Source organism: Mesorhizobium sp. B2-3-15, from assembly GCF_006442875.1.
Classification (GTDB): domain Bacteria; phylum Pseudomonadota; class Alphaproteobacteria; order Rhizobiales; family Rhizobiaceae; genus Mesorhizobium; species Mesorhizobium australicum.
Window position 1 is genome coordinate 182,643 of the sequence record NZ_VFVO01000008.1, and the last position, 24,644, is coordinate 207,286.

21 protein-coding genes and 1 pseudogene are annotated in these 24,644 nt (G+C 60.2%); 8 read left to right on the plus strand and 14 right to left on the minus strand.

The annotated features are described in order from the left end of the window. Window positions 1–105: 105 nt before the first annotated feature. The 5 genes and pseudogenes from FJ954_RS18020 to argE form a co-directional block, all read right to left on the minus strand. Window positions 106–1,581, minus strand: a complete 1,476-nt coding sequence (locus FJ954_RS18020; RefSeq protein ID WP_140662224.1) for an NAD-dependent succinate-semialdehyde dehydrogenase — start codon at window positions 1,579–1,581, stop codon at window positions 106–108. A gap of 19 nt (window positions 1,582–1,600) precedes the next feature. After that, window positions 1,601–2,637, minus strand: a pseudogene (locus FJ954_RS18025) (tartrate dehydrogenase). Window positions 2,638–2,864: 227 nt separating this feature from the next. Further along, the gene (locus tag FJ954_RS18030) at window positions 2,865–3,221 is read right to left on the minus strand and encodes a cupin domain-containing protein (RefSeq protein WP_140662225.1); all 357 of its coding nucleotides are present in this window, start codon (window positions 3,219–3,221) and stop codon (window positions 2,865–2,867) included. Between the two features lie 15 nt (window positions 3,222–3,236). Then, entirely contained in the window at window positions 3,237–4,160 is a 924-nt protein-coding gene (locus FJ954_RS18035; protein WP_140662226.1) for a glyoxylate/hydroxypyruvate reductase A, read from the minus strand. Between the two features lie 17 nt (window positions 4,161–4,177). Continuing rightward, window positions 4,178–5,302, minus strand: a complete 1,125-nt coding sequence (argE, locus tag FJ954_RS18040; protein ID WP_140662227.1) for an acetylornithine deacetylase — start codon at window positions 5,300–5,302, stop codon at window positions 4,178–4,180. 232 nt (window positions 5,303–5,534) lie between these two features. Between argE and FJ954_RS18045 the strand changes: the two genes are divergently transcribed. Further along, entirely contained in the window at window positions 5,535–6,413 is an 879-nt protein-coding gene (locus FJ954_RS18045) for a GNAT family N-acetyltransferase (RefSeq protein ID WP_140662434.1), read from the plus strand. Between the two features lie 734 nt (window positions 6,414–7,147). Here the strand turns inward: FJ954_RS18045 and FJ954_RS18055 are convergent. The 3 genes from FJ954_RS18055 to FJ954_RS18065 all read right to left on the minus strand — a co-directional run bounded on the left by FJ954_RS18055 (window position 7,148) and on the right by FJ954_RS18065 (window position 10,400). Then, window positions 7,148–7,720: an NADPH-dependent FMN reductase gene (locus FJ954_RS18055; RefSeq protein WP_140662228.1), complete on the minus strand. Its 573-nt coding sequence runs from the start codon at window positions 7,718–7,720 to the stop codon at window positions 7,148–7,150. 269 nt (window positions 7,721–7,989) lie between these two features. Further along, window positions 7,990–9,000, minus strand: a complete 1,011-nt coding sequence (gene cydB / locus FJ954_RS18060) for a cytochrome d ubiquinol oxidase subunit II (RefSeq protein ID WP_140662229.1) — start codon at window positions 8,998–9,000, stop codon at window positions 7,990–7,992. Next, on the minus strand, window positions 8,997–10,400 hold the full coding sequence (locus FJ954_RS18065; RefSeq protein WP_140662230.1) for a cytochrome ubiquinol oxidase subunit I: 1,404 nt from the start codon (window positions 10,398–10,400) through the stop codon (window positions 8,997–8,999). Before FJ954_RS18065 ends, cydB begins: the two co-directional genes overlap by 4 nt. A 497-nt stretch (window positions 10,401–10,897) precedes the next feature. On the opposite strand from FJ954_RS18065, the gene FJ954_RS18070 reads away from it, so the two are divergent. The 5 genes from FJ954_RS18070 to pgm are packed head-to-tail and all read left to right on the plus strand — an operon-like array spanning window position 10,898 to window position 17,820. Then, the gene (locus tag FJ954_RS18070) at window positions 10,898–11,155 is read left to right on the plus strand and encodes a DUF982 domain-containing protein (RefSeq protein WP_140662231.1); all 258 of its coding nucleotides are present in this window, start codon (window positions 10,898–10,900) and stop codon (window positions 11,153–11,155) included. A 43-nt stretch (window positions 11,156–11,198) separates the two neighbouring features. After that, window positions 11,199–12,296, plus strand: a complete 1,098-nt coding sequence (gene tal, locus FJ954_RS18075) for a transaldolase (protein WP_140662232.1) — start codon at window positions 11,199–11,201, stop codon at window positions 12,294–12,296. Next, window positions 12,296–14,095: a glucose-6-phosphate isomerase gene (gene pgi / locus FJ954_RS18080; RefSeq protein WP_246681095.1), complete on the plus strand. Its 1,800-nt coding sequence runs from the start codon at window positions 12,296–12,298 to the stop codon at window positions 14,093–14,095. The genes tal and pgi overlap by 1 nt, the downstream gene beginning before the upstream one ends. Beyond that, window positions 14,037–16,148 carry a transketolase gene (gene tkt, locus FJ954_RS18085; RefSeq protein WP_140662233.1) on the plus strand — a complete coding sequence of 704 codons (2,112 nt, stop codon included), beginning with the start codon at window positions 14,037–14,039 and terminating at the stop codon, window positions 16,146–16,148. The genes pgi and tkt overlap by 59 nt, the downstream gene beginning before the upstream one ends. A 10-nt stretch (window positions 16,149–16,158) precedes the next feature. Next, window positions 16,159–17,820, plus strand: a complete 1,662-nt coding sequence (gene pgm, locus FJ954_RS18090) for a phosphoglucomutase (alpha-D-glucose-1,6-bisphosphate-dependent) (protein WP_140662234.1) — start codon at window positions 16,159–16,161, stop codon at window positions 17,818–17,820. 30 nt (window positions 17,821–17,850) lie between these two features. Here the strand turns inward: pgm and FJ954_RS18095 are convergent, their stop codons facing one another. After that, window positions 17,851–18,420, minus strand: coding sequence for a DUF488 domain-containing protein (locus tag FJ954_RS18095; RefSeq protein WP_140662235.1), 570 nt, complete (start codon window positions 18,418–18,420; stop codon window positions 17,851–17,853). A 197-nt stretch (window positions 18,421–18,617) separates the two neighbouring features. Between FJ954_RS18095 and FJ954_RS18100 the strand changes: the two genes are divergently transcribed. Further along, window positions 18,618–18,833: a DUF2945 domain-containing protein gene (locus FJ954_RS18100; RefSeq protein WP_140662236.1), complete on the plus strand. Its 216-nt coding sequence runs from the start codon at window positions 18,618–18,620 to the stop codon at window positions 18,831–18,833. Window positions 18,834–19,024: 191 nt separating this feature from the next. Here FJ954_RS18100 and FJ954_RS31835 read toward each other — a convergent pair whose 3' ends face one another. After that, the gene (locus tag FJ954_RS31835) at window positions 19,025–19,213 is read right to left on the minus strand and encodes a hypothetical protein (protein WP_210243321.1); all 189 of its coding nucleotides are present in this window, start codon (window positions 19,211–19,213) and stop codon (window positions 19,025–19,027) included. 553 nt (window positions 19,214–19,766) lie between these two features. On the opposite strand from FJ954_RS31835, the gene FJ954_RS31840 reads away from it, so the two are divergent. Then, on the plus strand, window positions 19,767–20,027 hold the full coding sequence (locus tag FJ954_RS31840) for a molybdopterin-dependent oxidoreductase (protein WP_210243322.1): 261 nt from the start codon (window positions 19,767–19,769) through the stop codon (window positions 20,025–20,027). 786 nt (window positions 20,028–20,813) lie between these two features. Here the strand turns inward: FJ954_RS31840 and FJ954_RS18110 are convergent. The 4 genes from FJ954_RS18110 to FJ954_RS18125 form a co-directional block, all read right to left on the minus strand. Continuing rightward, on the minus strand, window positions 20,814–21,059 hold the full coding sequence (locus FJ954_RS18110; protein ID WP_140662237.1) for a DUF982 domain-containing protein: 246 nt from the start codon (window positions 21,057–21,059) through the stop codon (window positions 20,814–20,816). Between the two features lie 329 nt (window positions 21,060–21,388). Then, window positions 21,389–21,538, minus strand: coding sequence for a cbb3-type cytochrome oxidase assembly protein CcoS (ccoS, locus tag FJ954_RS18115; RefSeq protein WP_140662238.1), 150 nt, complete (start codon window positions 21,536–21,538; stop codon window positions 21,389–21,391). Then, complete coding sequence (locus FJ954_RS18120) at window positions 21,535–23,823, minus strand: heavy metal translocating P-type ATPase (protein ID WP_140662239.1); 2,289 nt, start codon at window positions 23,821–23,823, stop codon at window positions 21,535–21,537. The genes ccoS and FJ954_RS18120 overlap by 4 nt, the downstream gene beginning before the upstream one ends. 14 nt (window positions 23,824–23,837) lie before the next feature. Next, on the minus strand, window positions 23,838–24,644 hold the full coding sequence (locus tag FJ954_RS18125; protein ID WP_140662240.1) for a DUF2189 domain-containing protein: 807 nt from the start codon (window positions 24,642–24,644) through the stop codon (window positions 23,838–23,840).

Genomic DNA, 24,644 nt, shown 5'->3' on the forward strand with positions numbered 1-24,644 from the left:
GCCGACGTGGTGTCTGGTTTGAATAAAGAGGGGGCCGGTTTTCACCGCCCCTCTCTTGTTGTTCCAAACGCTGCGAAGCAGCAGGCGTTCTACCTGCAAAGTTAACTACCTAAGCCCGCCAACATGAAGCGTCTTGACCTCGAGATATTCCTCGATACCGAGCTGCGATCCTTCGCGGCCCACGCCTGACTGCTTCACACCGCCGAAAGGCGCAACCTCGGTCGAGATGAGGCCGGTGTTGAGCCCGACCATGCCGAACTCCAGCGCCTCGGCAACACGCCACGACCGCTTGAGGTTGTCGGTGTAGAAATAGGCAGCAAGGCCGAACGGCGTACCGTTCGCGATCGCGATTGCTTCCTCCTCGGTTTCGAAGCGAAAAAGCGGCGCCACCGGACCGAACGTCTCTTCCGATGCCAGGAGCATCTCGGTCGTCGCGCCGCCGAGCAGAATGGGACGGAAGTACTGCTGGCTTTCCGGCACCGAATCGCTCTGCGCAAGGATCCTTGCGCCCTTCTCCAGGGCATCCGCAACGTGCCGCTCGATCTTTTCAATTGCGGCACCGTTGATCATCGGCCCGATGACGACGCCCTCCTCGGTGCCCGGACCGACTTTCATTGCTGTAACTCGGTCGGCGAGCTTAGCAGCAAACGCCTCATAGACGCCGGCCTGCACGAGAATGCGGTTGGCACAGACGCAGGTCTGTCCGCCATTCCGAAACTTGGAGTCTACCGCCCCTTCGACGGCGAGATCGAGATCCGCGTCATCGAAGACGATGAAAGGCGCGTTGCCGCCAAGCTCTAGGCTCAACCGCTTGATGCTATCGGCCGCGCCCCGCATGAGCAGAGCTCCGACGCGGGTCGAGCCGGTGAACGAGATCTTGCGCACCGTCTCGTTGGCCATGAGTTCGTTGCCGATTTCGATGGGCATGCCGGTGACAATGTTGATCACACCGGCGGGAATGCCTGCCCGTTCCGCTAGGACCCCGAGCGCCAGCGCCGAGAATGGTGTGAATTCCGACGGCTTGATGACAACGGTACAACCCGCGGCCAGCGCCGGCGCCACCTTGCGCGTGATCATCGCGTTGGGGAAATTCCATGGCGTGATGATGGCGCAGACGCCGACGGCCTCCTTCAACACGAGAATGCGGCGATCGGGCGTGGGCGACGGAATGGTCGAGCCACCGATCCGGCGTGCTTCTTCGGCGAACCATTTCACGAAGGAGGCGCCATAGCGGATTTCACCGCGTGCCTCCGCCAGAGGCTTGCCCTGTTCCAGCGTCAGCAGCAACGCCAGATCCGCTTCATTTTCCAGTATCAGGCCGTGCCAGCGTTCCAGAAGCGCGCCGCGTTCGGCATGGGTCCTGGCCTTCCAGTCCTTGAACGCCGCCTGGGCGGCGTCTACCGCAGCCCTCGTCTCATACCGGCCCATGTCGGGCACGGTTCCAAGCACTTCCAGACTGGCCGGATCGGTCACATCGACAGTCGCGTTGCTGTGCGCATGCTGCCAGACATCACCAATGAGCCCCCGCTGGCGAAACAGATCCGCATCCTTCAGAAAACCAATTTTCGTAAGTGCGTTCATGGTCTTTACCTCTGCTCTTTCAGCTTAATCCTGCCAGCACGGCCTGCGTGATTGCTTCAGTCCGGTCCTTGCCTACGATCGTGCCTATCCCGCGTGCGGTTGCGGACTCGATCGCCGACATCACTTCGGCGGCTGCCTGCCCCTCGCCCAGATGCCCGAGCATCATGGCGCCGGACCAGATCGCGGCGATCGGATTGGCGACGCCGAGATGCGCGATGTCGGGTGCCGAACCATGGACAGGCTCGAACATGGAGGGCGCGCTGCGATCGGGATTGATGTTGGCGGAGGCGGCGTAACCCAGTCCGCCCTGAATGGCCGCTCCGATATCCGTGAGAATGTCGCCGAAGAGGTTCGAGGCAACGATCACGTCGAGGCTTTCAGGCGCCAGCACCATGCGGGCGGCAATGGCGTCGACGTGGTAGTGCGAGACCTCCACATCGGTATAGTCTTTCGCCACCTCGCGCGTGACCTCATCCCAGAAAACCATGGAATGTTTCTGCGCGTTGGATTTGGTGACGGATGCGAGCTGCTTGCGGCGCGTCCACGCCTGTTCGAAACCGAAACGGAGGCGACACCCGCACGCGTGAAGATTGCCGTCTCGATCGCGACCTCATTGGCCGTGCCGGTATGAATGCGCCCACCGGCGCCGCAATATTCGCCTTCCGTGTTCTCGCGGATGCACAGGATATCGAAACCATCACGGCGAAGGGGTCCCTGAACGCCTGGCAACAGCCTGTGCGGCCGTATGTTGGCATACTGCGTGAATCCTTTGCGGATCGGCAGGAGCAGTCCGTGAAGCGATACGGAGTCGGCCACCTTCGCTGGCCACCCCACAGCGCCGAGATAGATCGCATCGAATTTCCGTAGGATCTCGACGCCGTCTGGCGGCATCATCGCACCGGTTTCCAGATAGTAGGCGCACGACCATGGGAAGCATGTATCCTCAAGGGCGAAACCGCCTCGCTTTGCCGCAGCCTGCAGCACCTGCCATCCCGCCTCGGTCACGTCCTTGCCGATGCCGTCACCGGGGATGAGCGCTATCGTGTAAGCCTTCACTGAGATCCTCCTCGAGACCGATGTGTACCGAAGGTCGCAGCTCGCTCAACACGCAGCGACATTTGGCATCTCGTACCGGGTTTCGTCGGAACAATAGTCGACAGCGCGCCACATTTTCCGCCGAGTATTGGCCGCCCGACCGCGTCGAATCGCGTCGGGCGGGACCTGGAAAGTCGATTGTTCTGGAACCGCCGCGCGCGCTATTCGGCCGACCTTGGGCGTTGAACTCAGTCGTAAACGCTGACGTAGATCTTGCGCACGGTTTCGATCGTGCGCCAGACGCCGACAAAGCCGGGCTTCATCACGAAACTGTCGCCGGCACGATAAGTCTTGGTCTCTCCGCCCGTCTCCTCGATTTCGATGAGGCCCGAAACGATATGGCAGAACTCGCAGGTCGTGCCCTTGATCGAATGCGTCTCGCCGGGCGTCGCCTCCCAGACGCCGGTCAGGACCTTCTCGCCTTTCGAGGCATCCTGCGCCCAAGTCTTGAAGGATGGATTGCCGGAAATTAGCCGCTCCGGAGTTGGTAATGCCTGCTTGGGCGCGAAGGCTGGATCTGTGTCGATCGTGATCAGAAGTGACATGTCATGTTTCCCTGGTTAGTAGCCGAGTGTCCGATCGACGAGGCCGATCAGCTCTTCTCCGGCGCGATGGCGCCGGATATTGTCCACGACAGATTGCGCCGCGGAATCTGCTTGCGTTACGGAAGCGATGTGCGGCGTGATCGCCACCTTCGGGTGCCGCCAGAGCGGATGGCCTTCCGGCAGCGGCTCGGGATCGGTGACATCGAGCATTGCGGCGGCGAGGTGACCGTTGTCGAGAGCCTGGATCAGGGCGGTTTGATCTAACTGCGGCCCGCGGCCGACATGCAGCAGCCTCGCCCCGGCCGGCAGCCGGGAGAAAAGTTCCGCGCCGAGAATGCCACGGGTTTCTTCCGTCAGCGGCAGCAGGCAGACGAGAATATCCGTCTGCGCGAGGAAACCGGCAAGCTGATCCGCGCCATAAAAGCAGGTTACCCCGTCGATCTCCTTCCTGCTTCGGCTCCAGGCAGCGAGCGGAAAGTGAAACGGCAGCAATCGCTCGATAGCCGCTTGCGCCAGCATGCCGAGACCGAGAAAGCCCACGCGGCGCGCGGTCGCTTGCGGCGCGGCAAGACCGAGCCACGCTTGGCGCTTCTGCTGTTCACGATACGCCACCATATCCCGGTGGAGACTCAGCACGCCGAGAACGACATATTCCTGCATCATGCGAATGATGCCGTCCTCGACCATGCGCACCAGCTTCACCTGCTGAGGCAGGCTTTTACGCTCGAACTGATCTACGCCGGCGCCGAGCGAAAACAGCACTTCGAGATTGCCATAGCGCGCGATATCGTCCGGCGCCGTCCAGGTCAGGAGGTAGCGCACCTTCTCCGGGTCGACGCATTCGCTGCTGTGGAACAATTCGACGTCCGGGAGTTCGCGTGCGAAAACCTTGCGGAAGACCGCTGCGCGCACCGGGTCGGAATTGAAAAGAAACGCCATTAAACCGCTCCCTCCTGCTACGAGGCAAGGCGCGAGCCGAGACGCTCGATCATGCTCTGGCAGGCAGCAAGTTCGCCGATCTCGATATATTCGTTGGCACGATGAGCCCGGCCGATATCGCCGGGACCGCAGATGATCGCGTCGACGCCGGCCTGCTGATAGAGGCCAGCCTCCGTCCCATAACTCACTGCAGACAGAGGCTCCCGCCCCGTCAACTCGACCAGAAGGGCTGCCAAGTCACTCTCCTGCGCGAGCGAAAGCCCCGGATACGCGCTCAATTCATGCCACGCCACCTCAAAGCCGCTGTCACGTAGAGCCGCTAGCTTGGCCTTTACCGGCTCGAGCAGGGATGATGGGGAAACGCCCGGCACCGCACGGACCTCGATGTCGGCGGTGCAGCGATCGGGGATGATGTTGACGGCCTGGCCGCCGGCGATGACACCGACCTGCAATGACGAGTATGGAGGCGCGAAATCCGTGTCGAACGGTCCGTTCGCAAGGGTCTGGCCATAGGCCACGACCTGCGTGACGAGACCTGCCATTGCATGCACGGCATTCAGCCCGAGCTCAGGCCGTGAAGAATGGCCGGACCGTCCGATCACCTCGAGCCGCGCAGCCGCCTTGCCTTTGTGCCCCCGCACGGCTTCCATCCGGCTCGGCTCACCGATAATCGCGCCAAGCGGCCTCTCGCACAAGCTTGGCAGGACGGCGATGAGATGCGGCACGCCACGGGCACCTGCCTCCTCGTCATAGGAGAATGCGAGATGAATTGGCCGCTGCAAGTCCATCGCCGCAAGCCGCGGCAGGGCGGCCAGCGCGCAAGCGAGAAAGCCCTTCATGTCGGACGTGCCGCGACCATGCAGCCTGGCGCCGTCTTGGCGCAGCACAAAGGGATTCGAGTTCCATTCCCGTTCCCCGGCCGGCACCACATCCATGTGGCCCGACAAGATGTAGCCGCGGGCGCGCCGAGGTCCGATTGTGACGAACAGGTTGGATCGATCGCCTTCGGGGCCGCGAAGGACGGTCGCTTCTGCTCCGGCCGCCTGGCAATATTCACGCACCCAGTCGACGATCGCGCCATTGGGCGAGCCCACGACCGAGGGGAACGCGATCAGCCTCGCAAGAATTTCTTCGACATTCACAGGGCGCCGCTCCACTCGCAGTTCGCTGGATGCAACAGTGTGGCAGCAGGCGAGAGCATTCCGTGCCGAATGAAGCTATGCTTTGGCCGAAGATTTCGAATATCGGTCCGTAACCAGCGAAACCTGCTGGCTTTCGGATGCAATCATAGGGCAAAAGACGGCTGCGGAACCGTCAGCGGCGTCAGGACGTGGGCGCGAGCACGGGACTTGGATAAGGAGCGGGTCGACTGAAATGCAGAGATCAGTGCGCCTGAAGTCTTTCGAACTGGTCGCGCGGGACATCGACGAAGTCGAAGTCGAGCTGCTCCACGCGCTGTCGATCTCAGTCCGCTGGCCGCATCGGCCCAAGGATTGGGAGTTTCTGCGCCGTGCCGGCTGCGGCATCGTCGCCGTAGACGGCATTGGCCGGGTTTTCGGCAGCGCGATGTGGTTTCCGCAAGGGGACGATTTCGCCACCATCGGCGTCGTGATCACGACGCCCCGCACGCAAGCGCAAGGGGGCGGCCGATGGCTCATGGACCAGGTGCTTGAGCAGTGTGGCGATCGCAATTTGGCGCTCAACGCCACCCATGTCGCCTATCCTCTCTATGTCTCACTTGGCTTCACGAGCGAGGCGATCGTATATATGCATCAGGGGGAGGTTCCTCTGGCACTCCCGGCCATGCCTGGCTTGGACGGTGAATTGCAGGCGCTGCCGAGCGACAGGCTGAAGGACATCATGGCGCTTGACAGGCGTGCGTTTGGGACAGACCGCGAGCGCCTACTCGAATTGCTTTCAGCGAATGCCTCTATCTGCACTTTGAGCCGCGGCGGCGAGATCGTCGGCTATTCAATGTGTCGCGAATTCGGGCGTGGTTATGTGATCGGCCCGATGGTCGCGCGCAGCGATCTGGACGCGGTCCATCTCACAGCCATCCATCTGAGAAATCTTGCAGGACGGTTTGTCCGAGTCGACACCCGGGAGAAGGATGGCATGTTTGCCGCGTTTCTCGAGCAATGCGGCCTTGGCATCGCCGAGACCGTTACGACCATGTCCAAAGGGCGCCGCTTCCTGAACCGCGAAGAAAACGGGCCGTGGGTCTATGGATTGGCCGGCCATGCGTTGAGCTGACTGCGGTATGGCCCTGGCGGCCGGCGCGGGTCTCGATGTCGAGCCTGTTGTTGACCAGACTCGACGACATTGAAGAAACGGCCGCGAGCTTAGGAAGGTGGCTAATGCCGCCTAACTCTCGCTTAGGAACACCAACCATCCCGGCCGAAGTGACCGGAACTAAGGAGGTTCGCTAGAAGGATGCTGGCTGTTCCGCGGTGATCAACCTTCGCTTGCTCACTCAGCTGAGACGCATTCCAGTCAGCCAATTCTGCCACCAAAAGAGCGGTGTCACCGTTTACCGATGCGCATCTAAGTTGTCCGTCTTCCCCATCACGATTATAGCTGTGCCGATTACGCCATATCCAATCGCAGCTATCCGCTGAACGCAGGTATCGCCGTCGACGCGAACATCGAACAGAACCGACCATCGGTTTTTTCCGCGGCGTCAGCCACACGACCACAGAACGGTCGATTGAGGCCCTCGATGGTGCCGAGTGACTGTTCAAACAAGGCCGCCACTATAGCTGCGAGAGTGCGCGCCGGCTGGCCCAATCGGCAAGCCGCCACGGCTGATTATCCACACCAGCCATCCCTGGTCCTTTTCATTAGACGATCGTTAACTGAGGGGGGTGTGGCCGAAGTCCCGATAGCGATCACGCCCCGAATCCGATGCGGTGTTGCGAAAGGCTGCAAGCAGGCCGCCCTTCCCTCAGCCTCCGGATCGCAGCCGTCTAGAGGCTCCGTGACAAACATCAGGCATCCTTGGGAAGCACCTGAAGTACCCGTGCGATGAACATATGGAACTCGGCCATGTAGTTGCGCAAGAACTCCTGCGTGGATTCGACCGTGACTTCGCCGCTCTCCGTGATCAGGCCCGGCGTGAACTGGATGTAGGCTTCCGGAGCGTTCATCTGCGGGGAATTGCAGAAGCTAAGCACGCTGCGCAGGCTCTGCTGGGCCACGGCGGTCCCTATGGTTCCGGGCGAGGTCCCAATGACAGCTGAGGGCTTGCGGGCGAAGGAGTTCTTGCCATAAGGGCGGCTGGCCCAGTCGATTGCGTTCTTCAACCCACCTGGGATCGAGCGGTTATACTCGGGCGTTATGAAAAGGACTGCCTCCACAGCGGCGATAGATTCTTTGAAAGCGCGCGCGACAGGTGGAAAGTCAGCATCGTAGTCGTAGCTGTAGAGGGGCAAATCCTTGAAGGAAATCTCCGACATTTCAAGCTCCGGTGGAGCAAGCTGCACAAGCGCTTTCGCAAGCTTGCGATTGATCGATGCCTTGGCGAGGCTACCAATCAGATAGCCGACTTTGTGCGTGGTCATCAGGCACTCCCATGTTGCCGCCCCCAAACAGTATCTGCTCAGTCAAAGTCGGGCGCCAGCACATTTAGGCAAGCGGCTGGAGCCAACTGCTGCAGGGTTCACGACGCGATGAAGCGAAAACCGGAAGAGCTGGTACCTGCGCTGCTGGTTCGTGGCGACAGGTTGCGGACAGTTTAGGTGACGTCACCGGCATGGCCACACCGCAGGGCACAGTCTCGTTTGAGCTGCCAGCGAGCCACCGAGCGACTGAGTGGATCCGCACAACGAAATCAATGATATCCGACATCTGTACGGACCTTGCCGCGAAACACCCAATAGGACCAGCCGGTGTACATCAGGATCACCGGCAGCAACACGAGCGTGCCGACAAGCAGGAACGCTTGCGTGCGCTCGGACGAAGCCGATTCCCAAAGCGTGAAATGATAAGGAACAATCATCGGAAAGAGGCTGGTCGCGATACCGACGTAAGAGAGCATGAAAAGACCGATGGCGCCGATGAAGGGCTTTATCTCACTTGCGCTGTCCAGAACGCGCCACGTGAAGAATGCCACCGCTGCGGTCGCTACGGGCACCGGGGCCAAATATAGAACGTTGGGCCAGGCAAACCAGCGCGAGGCGATGGCCTCGCTCATGAATGGGGTCCAGATGCTGACCAAGCCGATACCGATGAGCACGCCAACAAGGCACACGCGGCCGTGCCGACGCGCTGATTCCTGTACCGCTCCGTTTGTCTTCAAGATCAGCCAGCCCGCGCCCAAAAGCCCATAGCCGAACAAAAGGGCAAAGCCGGTCAAAAGCGAGAACGGCGTCAGAAAGTCGAAGGACCCTCCCGAGAACTGCCTGCCAGTGACCTCGAAACCCTGGATGAAGGCGCCGAGCACGACCCCTTGAGCAAAGGTGGCGACGGCCGAGCCATAGCAGAAACCATGGTCCCAGAAGGTCTTGTGCTCGGCATCGCGGAAGCGGAACTCGAACGCCACGCCACGGAACACAAGCGCCAGCAGCATGACGAGGATGGGAAAATACACCGCGGGAATGATGATGGCGAAGGCAAGCGGAAACGCCGCAAGAAGTCCCAGGCCGCCCAGCACCAGCCATGTCTCGTTGCCGTCCCAGATCGGCGCGATCGAGTTCATGATCGTGTTGCGGGACGCCGTGTCGGGAGCGAAGCCGTAAAGCATGCCGACGCCAAGGTCGAAGCCGTCCAGAAGCACGTAGAAGAACACCGCCATGCCAAGGATCAGCGTCCAGATCGGCACGAAATCCAGCACTTGGGTCATCGCACTTCCCCCTCTCGAAGTTCAACCGCTCCGGCACGAACCGGCGCCTCGGGCCTACCCCCTTCGATCTCAGCGCCCTCATCGGCGACGATGGACGGACCTTTGCGCACGATGCGCAGCATCAGGAAGAGGCCCGCGGGATAGATGATGAGATAGACGGCGATGTAGCCCAGCAGCGATATCACAACATCGGACCTCGTCAGCGACGGTGTCACCGATTCCGCCGTACGCAGAAGGCCGTAGACCGTCCAGGGCTGGCGTCCGACCTCGGTGGTGATCCATCCGGCGATAACCGCCACGAAGCCGATGGGCGCCGCGATTTGAGTGATCGTGAGAAAAGCCGGCGAAGTGTCCAGCCGGCCGCGCCAGCGAAGCCATCCACCAAAAAGGACGAGGCCGAGCATCAGCAGGCCGCAGCCGACCATTATCCGGAAGGCGAAAAAGGGGATCGCGACGGGCGGACGCTGATCGGCCGGAAAGTCCTTGAGGCCCTTGATCTCGCCGTCAAGCTGGTGGGTTAGGATGAGGCTCCCAAGCCAGGGAAGGTCGATGGCAAATCGGTTGCGCTCGCCGTTGTCGTCCGGAATGGCGAACAGGGTAAGTGGCACCTGCCGAGCGGTTTCCCAACGCGCTTCGATTGCAGCGAGCTTTGCCGGCTGGTGCTCAAGCGTATTCAGACCATGCTGGTCGCCGATGAAAATCTGGAGTGGGACCAGCACTGTAAGCAGCCAGAGCGTCATCGACAGCATCGTTTGCCCTTCCGCGGCCGACCTCCCGCGACGCATCAGATAGGCGCCGACGCCCATGACGACGAAGCCGGTCGTGACGAAGAAGGCGACGACGGTGTGCGCCAACCTGTAGGGAAAGGAAGGATTGAAGACCACCTTGAACCAGTCGGTCGGGAAGAACCGGCCGTCAATGATCTCGTAGCCGGCCGGCGTCTGCATCCAGCTATTGGCCGACAGGATCCAGAAGGAAGAAAGCAAAGTTCCCAGTGCCACCATCAGCGCGGCGACAAAATGCGCCCAGCGTGGCACCAGCTGCCGTCCGAACAGAAGGACACCAAGGAAGGCCGCCTCCAGGAAGAACGCCGTCAGGCCCTCGTAGGCGAAAAGCGGTGAAAGGACATTGGCGGTCGCGTCGGAAAAGCGGCTCCAGTTCGTGCCGAACTGGAAAGGCATCACAACGCCTGTGACGACGCCCATCCCGAATGCAATCGAGAATATTTTGATCCAGAACGTCGAGATGCGGAGATAGATGTCCTTCCCGGTGAAAAAATTGAGGCCCTCCAGCATCGCGATGAAGGCGGCCAACCCAACGGTGATGGCCGGCAGCAGGATGTGCCAGCCGATCACCCAGGCAAATTGCAGTCGCGACAGGAATACAGGATCAAAATCCATTACTCGTCTCTCCCGATGCAAGCGAGCCGGCGAGAATCACTTCATATGCTGCAGCAGCCGCCACAGAGATCACGCCTCGCTTCAACGCCGTGATCAAGCTATAGAAATTGGCGTCGGTGTCGATACAAGGATTCGAAACCGCTCTTCTGTCTAGCCTTCAAACTCGAACCAGCCCACCAAATGTACCCTGCTGAGCCTTTCGAAGGAGACAGCCAAAGGAGTTGTCCAGCGACTAGTGCGTCGAGATGGGACAGTCGGGGCGCCCCCCCGTTCGCCACTGCAAGGAATTGATCGCAAGGCGTACTGTCGAAGCCGGCAACTTGGAGCGGCATTTGCCTGGGGTTCAATCCTGTAAGCCCGCGACCCGCCGCCTAGGTGGGTTTTTCATTTCGGCGCCATACTCACACACCCTGGTTTCACGCAACGGTGATGCCTGTTGATGAAACTTCCCCCGAGGAAGCGCGTTGCGTGGGTTCAGCCAATCCGAGGCCTGTCCCATGTACGTTGCGTGGTCTTCCAAGCCACTGTCTGTCGCCACCGGCATAAGCAGCGACATTCGAAACCTTATTAACGCTCGGCAAGCTTTTGACCTGCACAACGATCATTGGCGCAGTGAAAGAAGCGACAAGCACCGATCTGCGAAACGGGCGTGCCGACAGGCCTTGAACGGCAATGTTCCCGCCGACATCGCAAGAGATGCGTTCATCGACGCAGCGCGGGAAGCGCACATGTTGGTCGATTGTGCGAACCAATAGACAATGCCGGGATGGACCATTTCCCGCCACTAGCGAGGGCGCCATGAACGCAACAACCCAATTGCACGAACTCGGCCAGAGCCTTTGGTTGGACAACATCACCCGCGATCTGCTGAGCAGTGGCACCCTTCGGCGCTATTGCACCGAATTTTCTGTGACTGGGTTGACGTCGAACCCCACAATTTTCGATGAAGCCATTAGAAACAGCGCGGCTTACGACGAGACCCTTCACCGAAAAGGCGGGGACGGGCAAAGCGGCGAGCAGCTATTCTTCGAATTGGCGCTCGAAGACCTGACTCAGGCCGCAGCACTGTTCCGTCCGGTCCATGAAGCGACGGGCGGCGTCGATGGCTGGGTTTCCCTGGAAGTGTCGCCTCTGCTGGCTAACGATGCCGGCGGCACCGTCGAGGCTGCAAAGCTGCTGCACGCACAGGCGCACTGTTCCAACCTGTTCATCAAGATTCCGGGCACGGCCGCAGGTGTCGAGGCAATCGAGGCTTCGATTTTCGCCGGGGTCCCCGTGAATGTCACCCTGCTGTTTTCGTGCGAGCAGTACATAGCGGCGGCCGACGCGTATTGCCGAGGCATTCGGCGCCGAATCAACGCCGGGCTTGACCCGAAGATCGCCTCGGTCGCCTCGATCTTCGTCAGCCGCTGGGACAAGGCGGTGATGGACAAGGTTAGCCCAGCGCTGCGGAACCGCCTCGGCATCGCCATATCCGGACAAGTCTATAAAGCCTACCGGGAGCGGCTTGCCTCTGCCGGGTGGCGCGAGCTGGCCGATGCCGGCGCACTGTCACAGCGTCTGCTTTGGGCGAGCACCGGGACCAAGGATCCGCAACTTCCGCAATCCTATTACATTGAAGCGCTCGCCGCACCGGACACCATCAACACCATTCCGGAGAAGACGCTCCATGCATTTTCGAAAGAGGGGGTGGTGAGCGGCGTCATGCGGGAGGATGGCGGCGAGAGCGAAATAGTGCTTGGCGACTTTGCAAAATCCGGCGTCGACATTCAGGCGCTTGCCGCGCGGCTCCAGCTGGAAGGCGCGCAATCCTTCACCAAATCGTGGACTGATCTGATGGCGGTGATTGCGTCGAAGAGCGAGCAGTTACACCACCACGCTTCGGCCGGCGGATGATGGGCGCGCTTCTTGCGGCCAGGACATTGCCGCTCACGCAACTTGCAGCCTGGAAGGCATTGCTAACGCACTACCAGGACGTGCGCCTGTTACATCTGCGACAGCTCTTCGCCAATGATTCCCAGCGGGGTAAGCGTTTCGCCATCGACGCCTGCGGACTTTATCTCGACTATTCGAAAAACCGCATCACTGCTGAGACGGTCCAGCTTCTCATTGAACTTGCCGAGGCGTGCAGGCTGCGTGAGCGCATCGAAGCGATGTTCAGCGGTCAGAAGATCAATGTGACGGAGCAGCGCGCGGTGCTTCACACGGCGCTGCGCGCGCCTATTGGCGAGCGAATGTTAGTCGACGGTATCGACGTCGTGCCGGAAGTACACGCGGTGCTCGGCAAGATGGCCGATTTCACGGACAAGATTCACAGCGGCGCATGGCACGGCCATACAGGCCTGCCGATCCGAAACGTCATCAATATCGGCATCGGCGGCTCGGACCTCGGGCCCGTCATGGCCTTTGAAGCACTGCGCCATTATAGCCGCCGCGACATGGTTTTCCGCTTCATCTCAAACATCGACGGGACCGACTTCGTTGAAGCGACGCGGGACCTGAATCCTGAAGAAACGCTGTTCATCATATGCTCGAAGACGTTCAGGACGTTGGAAACGCTGACGAACGCCCACACCGCACGGGAATGGATACTGCACAAGCTGGGCCACGAGCAGGCGGTCGCCCGGCATTTCGTCGCCGTCTCGACCAATGCCGAAGGGGTCGCCGAATTCGGCATCGACACCAATCAGATGTTTGGCATGTGGGATTGGGACGGTGGCCGCTATTCGATGGATTCGGCGATCGGCCTATCCACCATGCTCGCCGTCGGGGGGGACAATTTCCAGGCGATGCTGTCGGGCTTCCACGACATGGACCAGCACTTCCGAACCGCGCCGTTCGGTGAGAACCTGCCGGCGCTGATGGGCCTGCTCGCAGTTTGGTACAACAATTTCTTCGAGGCGCGGACGGTCGCGATACTACCCTACGAGCAATATCTAAAGCGCTTTCCTGCCTATCTCCAGCAACTGACGATGGAAAGCAACGGCAAGCACGTCACGCTTGGCGGCACGAAAGTCGATTACCAGACAGGGCCGATCTATTGGGGCGAACCTGGCACCAACGGGCAGCATTCATTCTATCAACTGATTCATCAGGGAACCAAGCTGGTTCCGTGCGACTTCATCGGGTTTTGCCAGGCATTGAATCCGCTGGGACGCCACCACGATCTTCTGATGGCAAATCTTTTCGCGCAGACCGAGGCGCTGGCTTTCGGCAAAACGGAAGATGAAGTCAGGGCCGAAGGGACGCCGGACTGGCTGATTCCGCACCGCACCTTCGAAGGTAACGGCCCCACCAACACTCTGCTTGCCGAGCGCCTGACCCCAAAGACCCTCGGCAGTCTAGTGGCGCTCTACGAGCACAGCGTCTTCACGCAAGGCGTCATCTGGAACATCGACTCATTTGACCAATGGGGCGTCGAGCTGGGTAAGGCACTGGCCGAGAAAACAATCTCTGAACTGGCAGCCTCCGAGATCCCAAATCTCCAACATGACAGTTCGACCAACGCTTTGATCGAGCGCTATCGCCGATTCCGGAGGCGAATCGCCCATGGCGCCGACCTGACCAAACCTTCAATAGCGCAACCCGCCAGCACTTTGACAGTCGGGTTGCATAAACCCGATCAAAGGATTTCCCATGAAACCGGTGCCACTCGACCAGCTTTGTATCAACACGCTGCGAATGCTTTCCATTGACGCGGTTCAGAAAGCAAAATCTGGCCATCCCGGAACGCCGCTGGATGCCGCGCCGACGGCCTATTGCCTGTGGCAGCGCTTCCTGCGCTACGACCCTGCCGACCCTGATTGGCCGAACCGCGACCGCTTCGTTCTTTCGGCCGGGCATGCCTGCGCCCTGCTCTACAGCTTGCTTTATCTTTGCGGCGTCAAGGCGAAGGGCGCGAGCTATCCATCTGGCGGTCGACTTGCGGTGATGTTGGACGATCTCAAGAATTTTCGCCAGGCTGGCAGCCACTGCACGGGGCATCCCGAATATGGCTGGACCTCGGGCGTGGAAACCACGACAGGTCCTCTCGGACAAGGCGCCGCGACAAGCGTTGGCATGGCAATTGCGGAACGGTGGCTGGCGGCCACGTACAATCGACCCGACTATGCTCTGTTCTCGCACAACGTCTATGCCCTGTGCAGCGACGGCGACATGATGGAGGGGCTCAGCAGCGAGGCAGCATCGCTGGCGGGACACCTCAAATTGTCGAACCTCTGCTGGATCTACGACGACAATCACATCACCATCGAGGGTCCTACTGCCCTTACGTTCACTGAAGATGTGGCAACCCGCTTCGCCGCATACGGATGGCACGTCGAGCGGGTAAGCGATGCAAACGATCTGGTGTTGCTGGGCAAGGCCTATCAGACGTTCATCGATACGCATGACCGCTCCACGCTAATCATCGTTCAAAGCCATATCGGTTATGGCGCGCCGCACAAGCATGACACAAACAAAGCTCACGGAGAGGCGCTGGGCACCGAAGAGGTTCGGCTGACTAAGGAATTCTACGGCTGGGATCCGGACGCCGATTTCAAGGTTCCGGAAGGGGTCGTGGCGCATCTCCGCGCACATATGGGCAAGCGTGGGGACGCCGCTCATGCCGCCTGGCGAAAATTGTTCGCGGCCTATCGTAAACAATATCCCGACCTGGCCGAACAGATCGATCAGATGCAGCTACGTGAAGTTGCTCCCGGGTGGGACGCCACGCTACCCGTCTTCGCGGCCGATGCGAAAGGCCTCGCGACGCGGGACTCATCCGGTCAGGTGTTGAACGCCATCGCGGAACACATGCCATGGCTGATGGGTGGCGCGGCCGACCTGTCGCCGTCAACCAAGACGAGCCTCGAATTTGACTTTGCCGGCGACTTTCAGACCCCAGAGGGTGACCAGGCCGTCAGCTACCGCGGGCGGAATTTCCACTTTGGCCTGCGCGAACATGCCATGTGCGCCATCGGCAACGGCATGAGCCTGTCGAAGCTGCGGCCATTCGTCTCCAGCTTCCTGATTTTCACCGACTACTGCCGCGCGGCGCTGCGGCTGGGCTCGATGATGGAACTCCCGCTCATCTCCATCTGGACCCACGATTCCATCAGCCTCGGGGAGGACGGGCCAACCCACCAGCCCATCGAGCAGCTTGCCTCGTTCCGCGCCATGCCCGGCATGATCGTGCTGCGTCCGGCTGATGCAAATGAGGTCGTGGAGGCATGGAAGGTCATCATGCATCTCAAGGACAGGCCTGTCTGCCTCGTGCTGACGCGACAGGCGGTACCGACGCTCGATCGCTCGATCTATGCAAACGCAGGCGGCGTGGCACGGGGCGCCTATGTACTGGCGGATGCGCCCGACGGCGAACCCGATGTCCTGCTACTGGCGACCGGCAGCGAAGTCGCGCTCTGCGTGACGGCCTATGAACAGCTGAAGGCCGAGGGCATCAAGGCACGCGTCGTCAGCATGCCGTCATGGGAATTGTTTGAAAGCCAACCAAAGGAGTATCGCGACACCGTCCTGCCGCCAACGACAACCGCCCGCGTGGCAGTGGAGGAAGCATCCGGTTTCGGATGGGAACGGTATACCGGCTTCGACGGCGCCATCCTTGCTCTGCATAGTTTCGGCCTGTCCGCTCCATCAAAGGTCGTCGCAGAACACTTCGGATTCGAGCCGGCACACCTCGTTGCGGCTGCCAAGGCGCAAATTGCGGGCCGCCGCTCAATCAAACAAGTCGGGATTGCCCGAACCGAATGAGGCGACCAGCATGACCATGGAAATCAGTGCATTGGCCGGAAAGCCGGCCCCGGCCGACCTGCTGGTCAACGTCGCCAAGCTCGTCACCGCCTATTACAGCCAGGCCCCCGATCCTGCCATCCCGTTGCAGCGGGTTGCGTTCGGGACGTCCGGGCATCGCGGCACGGCGTTTGAGAACACGTTCAACGAGGCGCATGTGCTGGCAATCAGTCAGGCCATTTGTCACTACCGCAAGCGACTGGGTATCGACGGTCCCATATTCGTCGGCATCGATACACATGCGCTATCGGAGCCAGCCTTTGCGAGCGCCCTTGAGGTGCTGGCCGCGAACGGAGCGGAGGTGATTATGGCGGCTGGTGGCGAGTATACGCCCACCCCAGCCGTCTCCCACGCAATCCTGATCCACAACAAAGGCCGCAAGACCGGACTTGCAGATGGCATCGTCATCACGCCGTCGCACAATCCGCCCGGCGACGGAGGCTTCAAGTACAATCCGCCCAATGGCGGGCCGGCGGATACCGATATCACCGGCTGGATCGAACAACAGGCCAATGAGCTACTTGGCAACGGCCTGAAAGGCGTGCGGCGGATGCCATTCGAGAAGGCCCTCTGTGTGCCGACAGTCCATGCGCACGACTTCCTGAACGCTTACGTGAACGATCTCGGCAATGTGATCGACATGGACGCCATTCGCGGAGCCCATATTCGTATGGGCGTCGACCCGCTCGGCGGCGCAGGGGTCCACTATTGGCCCGCCATTGCCGAGCGCTACAAGCTCGACTTGACCATCGTCAATCGACAGGTCGATCCCACCTTTCGTTTCATGACGGTCGATTGGGATGGCCAGATCCGCATGGACCCGTCTTCATCCTACGCCATGCAAGGCCTTGTCAGCCTGAAGGACCAATTCGACATCGCTTTCGCATGCGACACCGATCACGATCGGCACGGCATCGTCACGCGCAGTGCCGGGCTGTTGCCGGCCAATCACTACTTGTCGGTGGCGATTGATTACCTGTTCCAGCATCGCCCTGAATGGCGCAAGGACGCCGCCGTTGGAAAAACGATGGTGAGCAGCCAGATGATCGATCGCGTCAGCGCCAGGCTCAGACGCAGGCTGTACGAAGTGCCGGTCGGTTTCAAATGGTTCGCCGAGGGGCTCCAGGACAACTCGCTGGGTTTTTGCGGCGAGGAAAGTGCAGGAGCAACGTTCATGCGCCGCAACGGCGCCGTCTGGACGACCGACAAGGATGGCATAGTTCCGGCGCTGCTTTCCGCGGAGATCACGGCAAGGATGGGTCGCGATCCCGGCGAGGTTTATCGCAGCCTGACGAAAGAGTTCGGCGAACCGGTCTCTGACCGGCTCCAGGCAACCGCGACCCCAGCACAAAAGGAAAAATTATCAAAGCTCTCGCCGCCGCAGATCAAGTCAAAGACCCTGGCTGGCGAACCCATCCTGTCAGTGCTCAGCCGGGCACCGGGCAACAATGCCGAAATCGGCGGCGTCAAGGTGGCAACGGAAAACGGCTGGTTTGCCGCGCGCCCGTCAGGCACCGAAGATATCTACAAGATCTACGGAGAGAGTTTCCGCGGAAAGGAACACTTGCGCGCCATCCTGGCCGAGGCGCAGTCGATCGTCGACCATGCGCTCGGGGCAATCAAAGGCAACTGAACCGGCCCCACCGCTGGCGGTGATCGATGCCTACTTCCCGAGGAGATGCTCCCCAGGATAAATGATCGTTCCATCCTCGCGAATGACAGCGCCGGGCGTCACGCTGGCCTCCTCAACATGCTCGGCCCCAAGGATGTGCATGACGCGTTCGCCTTCTCCGAGCAGGTAGTCGGCAATGATGCGGCGGTGGCAGCGCCACCAGACGGCTTCCGCGCACATGATTGCACAGCAATGCTGGCTGCCAAGCTCTCGCAGTTGCGCCAAGCCTTGGGCGAACGGCTCGGTCAGCGCATAGTCGGCGTAATTGCGAAAACCACTTACGCGCCAATAGCTATTGGGGGAAGGTTCCGACCCACGCGCTTTGCCCCGCAAGCCGCCAAGCGCAGCGATATGTTGATAGCCAATCCGCCACGACGCCAACGCGCCCGGAAGGCTTTCGCCGTTGAACTGCGGATTGGTGCGCGAACGTGGCATCGAGCGCACATCGACAACGAAATCGACGCGAGACTGCTGAAGCAGTTCGGCGAACTCGACGATCGTGCGCGTGGAATGGCCTATGGTGAAGAAGGTACTCGTTTCGATTCCAATCTGGGGGCGCATGGCGACCGGCCACCTCGGTGCGGATCGTAGCCGGTTTATCCTCCAGGTCAAAAAGGCCCTGTATCGGGAAGCGATTCACTGGAACCGAATTCGAGCGCGACGGTTGAGTGATGGATCATCGCCGTTCGACCGCGCCAACCAGGTGCGAAACGGCGTCATGGTTCCGTGAGAACCCCTATTACCCCTGGTCGAGCCGCATGGCGGATAGATTCAAAGTCGGCGATCACGTGAGCTGGAATTCGGAAGCCGGGCGCGTCAGCGGCACGATCGTTCGCGTACACACACGCGATTTCGAGGTCCACGACTACACACACCATGCGAGTGCGGAAGCACCGCAATACGAAATCAAAAGCGGCAAGACCGAGCACATCGCTTTTCACAAGGGCTCGGCGCTCACCAAACTTCGCGCTTGACCTCATCATTGCCAGGCGTGATCGACACCAGAAAGTGATCGCCGATGCCCATCAGTTCCCAGCCTCCCTCACCCGACCCGATCCCGGCAAAGCTCAGCGACGCCGACGATCGCATCCGTCTCAATCATTGGATGCCGCCCCAGCAGGGAATTTTCCCACGCATCCGCATTGGGACTCGCTGGATCAATACGCTATGGGCGCTGCCGATCGGCGTCGCCGCGCTGCTCTGCACTGATTGCCTTGGCACAAAGCTTGCGCGAGCTTTCGAGCGTGACCGCCTTCATCCAGAACCATCCAGGCATCGCGCAATCGGCGCCGGCGGTGGACTCCGGTTTCCCTTGGTGGCTGCAGGCACAGCATTTCCTGAACATGTTCTTCATGCTATTCATCATGCGGACAGGCCTGCAGATCCTGGCTGATCATCCACGACTGTATTGGGGCCGCGGCTGCACACCGGGGAGCGTTTGGTTTCGCTTCCAAGTGCCGGTGCCTAAGGACCGTATCTGGACCGCCAAGGATGATTCCGTCACGCTGCCGACATGCTCGGCATTCCCGGATTGCGCCATACGCTCGGCCTGTCGCGTTGGTAGCATTTCTCGGTCAACCTCTTGTGGCTGATCAACGGCATCGCCTTTTACTGTTCTCCACCGACCAACGGCGCAGGTTGGTGCCGTTGACCTGGGAGGTATTTCCGGCCGCACTGTCGACAGCGGTCCAGTAAGCCTCGCTGAACTTTCCCGTCGACGAGGGCTGGACCCGCTACAAGGGCCTCCAGCAGCTCACCTACTTCATCACCGTCTTCGTCGCGGCGCCCATCCAGGTTGGTCCGGAGTCGCCGAATGGGGCGCGTCCCCCTGCGCGATATTCTCGATCTGGTGAAACCGACACCGGAGGCCCGCTACGCGGTGTTTTACTCGCTGGCCGATGGAGCCGATGGCGGCCGCTAACTACGACGTCCACAAGATCAAAAACATGTATCATCACCTGACAATCCTCGCATACGAGATGAACGGTGCGCCAGTCAGTATCCTGCATGGCGCACCTTTGCGGCTGCGGTGCGAAAACGAACTCGGTTTCAAGATGGTCAAATGGATCGCAGCGATCGAGTTCGTGCGCGATTTCGCCGACCTCGGTTCAGGCCAGGGCGGTTACAGCAAGGACCATGAGTTCTATGGCTATCGCATGCCAATCTGACGTTCGCCCGCGCACGTCGGTGACCGAGCCGACGCGGACCGATGCCCCATCGCTATCTCAAACTGAAGAACTTGCAGGCAGGCAACGTCATGGCGCTGCAGGGTCTCAAGACGTACGCAATGGGTAGGTGTGGACGGCGGGCTGGAGCGTCACCGGTGTCACGTCCGCGTGGCGCATCGACAACGAAAGGCTTGCCCTGACGTTTGTCCGCAAAAAACGCCAATTGTCGTTACGCCCTTAGGCAAGCGGCCGAGATCGACGTTTGTTATGTTCCGACATGATCGGATTAGGCGATGCAATTTTTTGCGGTCCGGACCTACTCATCTCATATACTTTACCGTATCAATTGGAAGCCGCGTAATTGCTGGGAGGTTGATCGACAGCGGTTCAAAAACGTTCGTTCGCCTCTAGCGTCGAAGGTTACGCTCGAGCAAGATGCGGCCCGGTCTCTAAAAATTTCGAACTGATCGAGGGATCTGGCGGATCTCTCCCGAGTGAGGGGTGTCGGTCAGTCAATCCACACTCGCAGCTTCCCCCGTCTGATCAGCCCCGATTTGACCGATCGCGTCGCAGTCGCTTCAGGCCCTTCGCAGCCGGCTGGGCGTGCTTCTGGACGCGCTTCCACAACCGGTTACGGGCACCACCCGCCGTAGACAACAGGATGGCGCCGAACAAGGCTGATTTGGTTGAACAAGCAAGCTGCCACGCGCGATCCTGCCCCGGCAGATGCTGAAGCACCAGCCGCTGGGCCGCTACCGGATGGCGACGACGAATTGCACGTTGGTGCTATTCGATCAACATATGTGCCGCTCGAGCCGCTTCCACAAAAGCCGTCCTCGCGACATCGGCCGGAATGCCGCCTTGCACCGCCTGTCGGCAGGCTCGCAGGGCGGCAAGATGTTTCTGGCTGCCGGTATCGCGCCAGTTGGCAGTCAGGAGCTGTGTCGCTTGTTGAGCGCTCATAAGGGTCCGGATGTCACCGCTCACGCCGGTCGCGACGGAAACGGGCTTTGAAAACCACCCATCGTACATTGGCCGCCTCTCAAAATGAGAATGCCTCTGGTTTTATTCTTGGACATCGAAAACGTCGCCATCCGTATATATCGTATGACGATATGAATTTATCAAGCCACCTGGCGCTGAGATGACAGATTTAACGCACTGCCAATTGACATGGAACGAGCGAGCCAGGTACCGGGAAAGAACCGATCCAGACAGGGTAGAAGGCTCCGCTGGTTGTCGCAATCGTCGCTGCGCTCTTCATTGTCATGCAGGCACTTTTCGTGCTTTGGCCCATTTGATATGCGTCGCAGGACCAGTGAGGTGCGGCCTGCACGGACGAGCGTCTCGTCGAACGGGTACTAAGGACGGTCTTCGTCATCCAGGAATATCCGCTCTGCTGCGCCGCTCAGATCGTCATACTGGCCGGACCGCAAAGACCACATGAATGCTCCAAGCCCGACGAGGCCTAGCAGGATCGCGACTGGAATGAGGACGGCCAGGTAATTCATGGACGGCTGCCAAGGTGGACCGACAACCGATCTAAGGATGGAAGTTTAGTTCGGGATGCGGGAGCGTCCGAGATTCTCAATCTTGTCGCGTTGGCTATCACCAAGATTGAGGAAAACGACATAGCTAACGCAGCAAAGAACGGGGTTACGGAGCCGGCAATAGCTATCGGCACCGCAATGGCGTTGTAGGCTATGGCCAGCGCAAAATTTTGGCGGATCAGCGAGCCGGCTCGGCGCGAGACGATCAGTGCATCGTTCACCGCTGAGAGGCTCTCTTTGAGGAAGACGAAATCGGCAGCGTTGCGGCCGACATCTGCAGCGGTAGCCGGTGCCATCGAGACATGGGCGGCGACAAGTGCGGGAGCGTCATTCAGTCCGTCGCCAACCATCAGGACCCTTTTGCCGCAGCGAGCCAGCTCGGCGACTCGCGCCACTTTGTCTAACGGCAGGAGCTCAGCCGAAACTCGGCCGATGCCGAGTTGCTTTGCAATAGCGTTGACGACAGCAATACGGTCGCCTGACAGGATCTCGCTAGCAATCCCGGCGCGCATCAAATTTCGGACAGTCCGTGCCGCATCAGGGCGTATCTGGTCTTCAAACAGGAACGTCGCTAGCCGTTGACCGTCCCTCGCCAGGACAGCAGCCGTGCCCATGGGCGAGCAGTTTTCGTCTTCCGATCCCCTTCCAAGTGCCCAACCGGCGCGGCCCAGACGATAGCGACTGCCCTTCGCAGAGCCCTCCAGTCCGAGACCGGGAACCTCCTCGAGGTTGTCGAAGGAGAATGTGGGCATTGATCGACGGGCGGCCTCCACGACGATCGCCCTGGCCGCAGGATGGCGCGATCCGGCCGCGATTGCAGCGCCAATGCCAAGGGCCGAGGGAGGGATTACGTCGACATTGGTCAGGCACAGGTTTCCCAGGGTCAGCGTTCCCGTTTTGTCGAAAAGGACCGCATCCGCCTCGGCGAGACGTTCTAGCGCGGAGCCATCTTTGACCATGATGCCCCGCTCGAAGAGGCGCCCCGTGGCTACAACCTGAACGATAGGAACGGCAAGCCCGAGGGCACAAGGGCAGGTTATAATGAGGACGGAGATCGCGATAGATATCGACAGGTGCCAATCGCCTGTCGCGTAAAGCCAGCCAAGAAGAGACACCAAAGCGATCGTGTGGACTATTGGTGAATACAATGCCGACGCACGGTCGGCAATGCGGCGATAACGCGCGCGTCCTCCCTCGGCGGCTTCCATCATCCTCAACATCTGTGCCAGAAACGAGTCTTCAGCGCGTGCGGTTGCTCTTACGGTGAGCGGGCCGTTGAGGTTCAAGAGCCCGGCCTGCACTGCCGTGCCGGGCGCCGCAGAGACGGGCGCACTTTCTCCTGAAACCAGCGAGTGGTCTAGCTCAGAATTTCCCGTCTCTACGATGCCGTCCACCGGAATCCTGCCGCCCGGAGCGATGAACAGGAGCGAGCCGGGCTCAACGGCCATCGTTGGAACGTATCTTCGAGTGCCGTCCGCATCGATTAGTGTTGCGCCCAGAGGCGAAAGCCTGGCCAGGCCAGAAACCGCCGAACGCGCCTTTTCACGCATCATATGTTCCAGCGTGCGCCCGATCAGAAGAAAAAAAAGCAGGGTCGTTGCCGCGTCGAAATAGGCGTGCGGCGCATTGTGGGCGGTGTCGTATAGACTGAGGCCAAATGCCAACGCCACGCCGATCGAAACCGGAACGTCCATGTTCGTGCGGCTGTGTCGTAACGCCGCCCACGCCGACAGGTAGAAAATCCGCCCGGAATACAGAAGTGCCGGAAGAGCCAAAGCGGCCGAAACCATATGGAATGCTTGCCGCGTTTGGCCGTCAGCACCAAACCACACTGACACTGACAACATCATGATGTTCATGCTGCAGAAGCCGGCAACCGCCAGCGCCCTGACAAGCCGAGGCAGTTCGGTATCCTTCGCGTCGGCTCCGAGAGTAAACAGGTGCGCCCGGTAACCAATTCTCTCAAGCGACCCAATCAGATCCGGGACTGTATCTTCGACCGCACGCCAGCGGACGGCGGCACGTTTCATGGAGAGGTTGACACGCGCACTGATGACCCCATCCAACGAAGAGAGCGATTTTTCCACCGCCGCCATGCAGGCTCCGCAGTGCATGGCTGGAACCGAAAGGTCGGTTTGACGCGTGCCGTCGCCGAGGTCCCGGCTGCCCAGCAGGATTTCCTCGGGCACTATGGAATGGAGTGTCTCAAGTTCGAGCCGGGCGTCGGCTGGTGAACAGCAGGACATGCGACCTGGCCGATTCAGCGAATGGCTTTATAGGCATGCCAGGTGGCATGACCCAACAACGGGAAGACCACGATCAGGGCGATGAGACCGGTGCCGACGCTTACCGCAAACAGGGCCAGCACAATCGCTCCCCACGTGATCATGGGGATAAGGTTATTCCAGACCATCGCCATGCTGGTTGCCATGGCCGTCAACGCGTCTGTCCGCTGATCCAGCAGCATCGGAACGGAGAAGACGCTGATCGCAAAACCGAAGGCGGCGAACAGCCCGCCGATTAAGGTTCCGATGATGATCATGGCCAATCCCATAGGGCTCGTCAGAAGTACGCCGATGATGTGATCAAGGCCGGGAAATGGCCGGATGCCGAAAAACAAGGCATAGATGAGCACCGCCGCCCGCATCCACAACAGCATCAGCAGGCAAAGCAAGAGACCGGTGAAGAACATATGCGCGCCAGCACGCGGCTTGACCCGCAGCATCGCACCCAACGTCGGCTGCTCCCCGTTTTCGATGGCCCTGCTTTTTTCATAGAGCCCGACCGCGAGAACAGGAGCCACAATCATGAATCCGGCAAGAGCGGGAAACAGGATGTAATCCCACTCGAGGACGAACATCGTCCAGATAAAGACGACCGAAACGACAAAGACGGCGAACCCATAGACGAGGCTGGGACCAGGCCTCACCATGAGATCGCGCCAGCCTGCCGTGAGCCACCCGAGGGCCGCGCCCATCGGCAAATGTCGCTGGCGCTGTGGATTTCGGGTTTCCTCGATGCCCGAGACTTCGTTCAGCAAGCCGTAGCGTTTATCGACATCACTCAT